General features: G+C 42.4%; 1 protein-coding gene. It reads left to right on the top strand.

What is annotated here, in order from left to right; genetic code table 11:
* Nucleotides 1-842 precede the first annotated feature (842 nt).
* Nucleotides 843-6,200 carry a translocation/assembly module TamB domain-containing protein gene (locus tag A4S05_RS28595; protein WP_069073168.1) on the top strand — a complete coding sequence of 1,786 codons (5,358 nt, stop codon included), beginning with the start codon at nt 843-845 and terminating at the stop codon, nt 6,198-6,200.
* Nucleotides 6,201-6,374: the final 174 nt, after the last annotated feature.

Raw genomic sequence — 6,374 nt, forward strand, 5'->3', positions numbered from 1 at the left:
TTTACAATCCCTGGCGGACGTGTGGTTTCGCGTTAAGTTGACACCAATCAATGGTAGGGAACCCACGCCAACCAGGCGTGGGATTGAAAATTTGGACGCATTATGCCTCGTTGCAAGCAATAAGAGCACAAATCTTTTTATTTAGTCGGCTTTATACCCACAACTAAAGTTTTTAATGTTTTTCTATCCCTACTCCCTACTCCCTACTCCCTGTTTTGTAAGGCTACGGTATACACACATCTCTGTGCAAACCCAAAATCGTTGGAGATCCCCCTAAATCCCCCTTTTTAAAGAGGATTTAGGGGGATCTGAAATTTTTGATACCAACAAGAGGACTTTTCAAACATTCTCTAAAATTACTTACCATCGTCATCTATACTAAGTTAGATTCTACAAAGATTAATTTCTATAACCAGGGTTGTATATACAGGAGTTATCTCAAAGTAATTTAATAATAAAACATTACCTAATTTATTCAGGAAATTATTTTATTTAAAAAATATATCTTCAATTTAAATAAATATAGAATCACCTTAAAATACTGCCCAGATTTAGTAACTTCTAAATACTTCTCCTAATTTCAGCAAGGTTTTCTGAAATTGAAAACCAACAAAATTAATATTTGATGACAAAATATGACTCAAAATATATTCAATAATTACGCCAAATTATATAGATAGCTTTGCAGCCCATCTCGTCGGCATAGAATCTAATGGAAAATAGAAACAACTTGCCACAAAGTTCTTGCTTAAGTTCTAATTTTGTGAAAACATAGCTTGTGACTAGTCAATACAACTGTCTCTAGCCTCACTCCAGAAAAAGTACTGGTACTGGTAACAATCATGACGCCATCTCCCAATTCAGGAAACAATCAGGAACCATCTAATCGTCGTGTGTGGCTCCTGCTTTTAGGACGTACCAGTTTGGCTGTGGGTGGGGTTTTGCTGGTTGGAATTGCAGTTGGTGCTTGGTGGGCTAGAAGTTATGTATATAAAGATTTAGCACCATTAGTGGAACAAAATCTTCAAGAATTGCTTGGGCGTCCGGTAAAAGTTGGGAATGTTGAACGTTTTTCGCTTTCTAGTCTAAGATTTAGCTCTCTATCGATACCAGCAACTCCCACTGATTCAGATCAGGTGGTTGTAAAAGGCTTGGAGGTTCAGTTTTCGCCGTTGCAAGTTCTTTTTACCCGAAAACTAGGATTAAATGTCACGTTAGTTCAACCTAATGTCTACATCCAACAGGAAAAAGATGATAGTTGGGTGACAACTCAAATTAAGGCGGGGGAAGGAGAAGGTTTTATTCAAATTGAGTTGCAGACGCTTCAAATTCAAGATGGCGATGTCGAGTTGATGCCATTCGCCGCACCAACTAAACCGAAAGGCTCGGTAATATTAGATCAAGTTGGTGGTGTTGCCCGATTTTCAGAGCAAAATCAAAGAATTGGTTATGACATCAATGCTCAACTCACTAGGGGAGGGGCTGTTAAAATTGTTGGCGAAACACAATTAAAAGCTCAACAAACTAACCTCCAACTGCAAACACAAAATTTCAAAGCATCTGATATCAGTCGTTTAATTCAGTTACCTATTGTGCTGCAAGGAGGGAATTTAAATGCTGATTTAGGAGTTCAGATTCCACCCAAACTGTCAGAAATAGCCGTTACAGGAACAGCTAGCGCTAATCAAGTCACTGCTAAAATTCCAAATATTCCTCAGCAGGTTTCTAATTTTAATGGGAGATTTATATTTCAAGGTCAGACTGTCACTTTAGATAATCTGAGTACGAACATTGGTAAAGTTCCCCTTTTTGCTAATGGAACAATTAATACTCAGACAGGTTTTAATGTCTCTGCTCAAATAAAACCTGTTAGTGCAAAAAATATCTTAGATACGCTGAATGTAAATTCCACAGTCCCGGCTAATGGCGAAATTCAAGCAAATATTCAAGTACTAGGCGCACTTCAAAAACCAGTCCTGAGCGGTAAAGTAAGCAACACTAAACCGATTCAAGTTGATCGCATTCAATTTAAAACTATCAATACTGATTTCCGCTTGAATGTCTCTGAAACTGCATCTCAACTTGCTGTTTCCAATCTGAATATTGTCCCCGCAGCCGGTGGTCAAATTACAGGCGGCGGTGAAGCTTTACTGGGAGCCAAAGATGAGGTAATGTTTAGCGCTCAAGCTGATGGTATATCAGGGGATATATTAGCACGCAGCTATGGCGTGACTCTACCGATCGCAGTTGGCAATGTTTCAGCAAAAGCACAAATCTCTGGCTCACTTAGCAAACAGCCCTTAAACCTTAATATTTCTAATGTTCAAGTGACGCCGCCAGCCGGGGGAAAAATCACAGCCAATGGTCAAATTCAACTCGCTCCCCAAGGTCAGGTAGGCGTAAATATTCAAGCTCAAGGTATACCAGGAAATGCGATCGCTCAAGGTTACAATATTTCAACCCCGCTCAATATTGGTGGTATATCTGCAAACGCTAGAGTTTCTGGTTCTCTGGGTAAACCCTTAAACGTGAATGTTGCTCGCGTTCAGGCAAATCCAGAGGTGGGAGGGCAAATAACGGCTAGCGGCCAACTTCAGCTTGCACCCCAAGGTAGGGTAGCGTTGAATGTCCAAGCACAAAATTTACCAGGGGATGCGATCGCACGAGCATACAATTCTTCACCCGGCATCACCATTGGCAATGTATCCGCAAATACCAATATTTCCGGGACTCTGAGCAAATTACAAGCAGTAGCGCGGGTGCAAGCGCCTACCGCCACCTATCCCACTACCGGACGAGTTGTTGTTGCTCAACAAGGAAAAAATATCCTTTTGCCAGATGCGGTTTTGAATGTCGCAGGGGGTACAGTCAGAGCTAGAGGTCAACTGGCACAACAACGTTGGCAAGGAGTTGTCAACACTTCTCAAATTCAACTCAACCGTTTCTCACCAGAACTGCGAGGACGGCTGAATAGCAACATTCAGTTAGCAGGGACAACAGAATCTTTCCAGCTTGCAGATATTCGCGCCGCCGGACAAATCCGCCTTTCCCAAGGAGTAGCGCTGCTGGCAAAACCGCTCACTGCTCAATTTCAATGGAATGGGCAGCAAATTATAGTTGAAAACGCAAGTACCCCAGGATTGAATGCTAATGGTGCGATCGCTATTCAGTTTCCACCAACTGGCGCACCGGAAATTGCCGGATTTAATTTAAATGTACTGGCGCAGAATTTCAACTTACAAAATACTGGCTTTGAAGTTCCTGGTGACGTAGCTATCGCAGGGTTACTCGATTTTAAAGGACAAGTTACAGGGACTCCAGATGTACCGCAAGCTAATGGCAATATCCGACTGCGAAATTTCCAGGTTAGTAACTTGGCGTTTGACCCACTTTTAACCGGAAACGTGAATTTTCAAGGAGGACAGGGGGCAAGTCTGCGATTAGCTGGGAAGCAAGACAGGATAGCGTTGAACCTGGGTGCAGATTATCGTCCAACTTCATTTTTAGTTCAACGCGATGAAGCTGTCACCACAGGTAGAACTGAGGGAGATAACTTGCTCATCAACGCCCAACAGTTTCCCATCGCTTTGATTGGCGGCTTTTTACCGAACAATCAATTGCAACCATTGGGAGGGCAACTATCGGGAAACTTAGTTGTTAATCTGAATAATTATGCCATTGCGGGAGACGTTGCGATCGCAGCGCCTCGTGTTGCCAGAGTTGCAGCAGATGAATTTCGCGGCAGCATTAATTATGCTGATGGTACTGCTAGCTTGGCTAATGGTCAATTACGGATTGGAGATAGCAACATCGCCCTCAGTGGAAATGTGCAAACAGGGAATGACCCGCAATTTCAATTCCAAGCTAATTTTGGTCAAACCAGAATTGAGAGACTTTTACAAGCATTCAATATCTTCGACTTTCAAGACTTTGGTACCGGGTTAGAGCCTCCAACCTTAGCTGGAGCAGAGGTACTTCAAACTGAGTCTGTCAGTTTACCCGATGCAGATTTGCTCACACAGTTGGCATATTTCTCGAATATTGCAACATTGGTAGCACAACAACGGCAAGAAGAGACACAAGAAACTCCATCTTTGCCCAGCCTTGCAGAATTAACAGGTGCTTTGAGCGGAGCAATTACAGCTAGTGGCTCATTAAAATCTGGGTTGAACGTCGGCTTTAATTTTCAAGGTGCTAATTGGCAATGGGGAGATTATTCCATTAATCAAGTCGTTGCTCAAGGCAGTTTTGCCGATGGTATCGTCACACTTTCGCCCTTAAGTGTTGGCATCAATCAAGGATTAGTGGCGTTTTCGGGACAGTTAGGAACTGAGCAACTTTCTGGAAACTTAAATGTAGCAAGTTTACCTTTATCACTTTTAGAGCCTTTCATCGAACAATACCCTATAGATATCACTGGTAATGTAAATGCTGATGCCACATTAGCAGGTAGTTTACAAGACCCTAGTGTTAGAGGGGAAGTGACGTTAGCCAATGCGACTCTTAACAAACAACCTGTGCAAACAGGACAAGTGAACTTTGATTACAACAATGCTCGTTTGAATTTTGACAGTACCTTATTAGTGACAGGAACTCAGCCAGTTACCATTACAGGTAGCGTACCCGCTCCGTTACCTTTTGCCGAAGTGCAACCAGATAGCAATCAAATCAGCATCAACGCCAATGTGAACAATGAAGGATTGGCATTGTTAAACCTGTTTACCAACAATCAAGTCGCTTGGGTAAATGGTCAAGGACAAGTAGATTTAAATGTTCAAGGTACTTTAGAAGAACCGCTTATTAACGGCAATGCCACACTTAATAATGCAACTTTTCGCGCTGAAGCTTTATCTGAACCCTTAACGAATGTTACAGGAACAGCGCAATTTAATGGTAATACAGTGAATGTTGAAAGTATCCAAGGTACTTACAACGAAGGGCAAATAAATGTATCAGGCATCCTGCCGATTTTTGATCCTCAGCAAGCAGCAAATCCTCTCACAGTCTCAATAGCAGACAAACTCGACTTTGAAATTGCCGGACTGTATGAAGGTGGTGTCGGCGGCGATATTATAATTCGCGGAACAGCATTAAAACCTGTCATTGGTGGAGATATTCGACTGAGTGATGGTCAGGTAATTATTGGAAGTTCCGCTACTGCTGAGAAAACAGCAGCAGCGACAGCAGAGGCTAATACTAACGTCATAAATAGAGAAGAGGTTAACCCTAACCTCAAACCAACACCAGAGAATAGCGCTGAACCAGTAGCTACACCAGAAAGTAGCACTAGCGCAGTCACTCCACCCAATTTACCTATAGAGTTTGCAGATTTAAAATTGACTTTAGACGACGATGTTCGTGTTACCAGTCAGTCTCTACTCGACTTTGTACCAGGAGGAGCCGCTTTTAGTCAGCCGATATTGAGCTTTGACGCAACAGGCGACTTAACCATTAATGGAACATTAGCCAAGCCGCTTCCTGAAGGAGTCATTCGCTTGACAGGAGGACGACTGAGCATATTTTCCACTGAGTTTACCTTAGCGCGGGGCTTCGACCACACCGCGCAGTTTATTCCAAGTCAAGGACTTGACCCAAATCTGGATGTCCGACTGATTGCAATTGTCCCGGAAGCATCAGCAAGGAACAGTCGAATATTGGAATCACCATTGTCTGCTGAAATTAGTGATGTTTCTGTAAACAACTTTGGGACTTTACGTAGCGTTCGCGTTCAAGCCAGGGTAGACGGGCCAGCTAGTAGATTGGGCGACAATCTAGAACTGACGAGTGAACCGAATCGTAGTCGAGGAGAAATAGTTGCTTTGTTGGGTGGCTCGATTCTAAGTTCTTTCGGTCAAACAAATGCAACCCAAGGACTGACTAATTTCGCTAGTTCTACCATTTTAGGTGGTTTACAAGGAACAATCACTGCGATCGGACAGGCTGTTGGTTTCAGTGAATTTCGGATATTTCCTACTCCATCTACTAACGAAGCATCCAGAAGTTCAATTCTTAATTTATCAGCAGAAGGTGTGTTTGACATCAATAGAAACGTATCTCTTTCTTTATCACGTCCTCTTTCTAGCAATGAATCTTTCCTTTACAACGTGCTGTATCGAGTCAATGACGAAATTCTGATGCGAGGCTCAAGTAATTTGGGATATGAAAACCGATTCTTAGTTGAGTATGAAACTCGATTTTAAATTACTGCATTGGCATTGTCAGTCAAGAGACTTGTGTGTACACCGTAGCCATTGTAGGGAAAGGGCTAGGAGCATTGGTGTCAACTTAACGCAAAAACTATGTCCCGCAAGGAACTGAAGTTCCAAGAATCATAGCAAAAGTCATTTTCAGATGACTAGATATCCCCAAAAATA

It is taken from the genome of Nostoc sp. KVJ20, from assembly GCF_001712795.1.
GTDB lineage: Bacteria > Cyanobacteriota > Cyanobacteriia > Cyanobacteriales > Nostocaceae > Nostoc.

Bases quoted from the DNA above. Each gene is read 5' to 3' on its own strand.
- A4S05_RS28595 (WP_069073168.1), top strand. From the start codon at position 843: ATGACGCCATCTCCCAATTCAGGAAACAATCAGGAACCATCTAATCGT.